This window comes from Streptomyces sp. NPDC101151 (assembly GCF_044768335.1).
Classification (GTDB): Bacteria; Actinomycetota; Actinomycetes; order Streptomycetales; family Streptomycetaceae; genus Streptomyces.
Map to the genome: position 1 here is coordinate 1 of NZ_JBIWPP010000139.1, position 1,346 is coordinate 1,346.

The window sequence follows — 1,346 nt, forward strand, 5'->3', positions numbered from 1 at the left end:
GGCGAATTCCAGGGGTCGTTGCAACACAGTGATCAACTGGCTGTGGCCAGGAGCTTAGCGAGGCGCTCGGCTGGGGTTTCCCAGCCGAGCGTTTTGCGTGGTCGGCTGTTCAGTTCGGCGGCGACGGCCGCCAGGTCCTCGGGGGCGTGGGCGGCAAGGTCGGTGCCCTTGGGGAAGTACTGCCGGAGCAGGCCATTGGTGTTCTCGTTCGAGCCTCGCTGCCAGGGGCTGGCCGGGTCGCAGAAGTAGACCTGGATGCCGGTGGCGATGGTGAAGGACCGGTGGGCGGACAGCTCCGAGCCCTGGTCCCAGGTCAGGGACCGCCAGAGGTGACGCGGGAGGGTCTGGACGGTCGTGGCGAGCGCGTCGCGGGTGGCCAGGCCGCTGTGGCCGGTCGGCAGGTGGACGAGCATCAGGTAGCGGGTGGAGCGTTCGACGAGTGTGCCGATGGCGGACTGGCCGTTCTTGCCGATGATCAGGTCGCCTTCCCAGTGGCCGGGGACGGCTCGGTCAGCTGCTTCGGCGGGGCGCTCGCTGATCATGACCATGTTCTTGATCGGCCGGTTGACGCGCTTGGTGGCAAGGCGGTGCGGCCGCCGCACGGCCCTGCCGGTCCGCAGCGAGCGGGTCAGTTCGCGACGGAGTTCCCCGCGGCCTTGGACGTAGAGAGCCTGGTAGATCGTCTCGTGAACCACGTGCATCTCCGGCCGGTCAGGGAAGCGTGCCCGCAGAGCCTGGCAGATCTGTTCCGGGCTCCACCGCATCGTCAGGTGTTCCTGGATGAAGTCCCGCAGCTCGGGGCACTGGCCGATTTTGCCGACCTTGGGGCGGGCTCGTCTGTGTCGCGCCCGGTTGTCGGCGTGGAAGGGCCGGTAGGAGAAGCCACCCTTGGGCATCGGCCGGCGGTTGCGGCGTATCTCCCGGCTGACGGTCGACGGACTGCGACCCAGCTCGGCGGCGATTTGCCGGACGGACGCCCTCTCCCGCAGCCGGTCGGCGATGTGGATGCGCTCTTCCTCGCGGAGATACCTCGACGTGTGAGGAGCAGCTTTCCCCTGGCCACCCGGCCCTTCGGGCTGCTGCCCGGGGACCGGGTAGACCGGTGGAACCGGCTTCAACCCCTTGCCCGGCGAGTGGTGGCCGTTGCGCCACTTCTTGCCGGTCCGCAGGTTGATGCCGACGATGCGGGCCGCTTCCCGGGTGCTGTAACCCTGCTCCATGAGCTGGAAGTATGCGGCCCGCTCGGCAGTCAACTTGCGGGGCCCCTGAGGCTTGCGCCCCTCCCGAATCTCGAAGTCCATCGCATCCCCTGAGCTGGGGTGTTGCGACGACCACTAGAACGGAAG

General features: G+C 68.3%; 1 protein-coding gene. It reads right to left on the bottom strand.

Annotated features, from left to right (window positions below):
- Positions 1–32: 32 nt before the first annotated feature.
- Positions 33–1,220 (bottom strand): IS30 family transposase, encoded by a 1,188-nt coding sequence (locus ACIRU3_RS47780; RefSeq protein ID WP_404070796.1) that lies wholly within the window; start codon positions 1,218–1,220, stop codon positions 33–35.
- Positions 1,221–1,346: the final 126 nt, after the last annotated feature.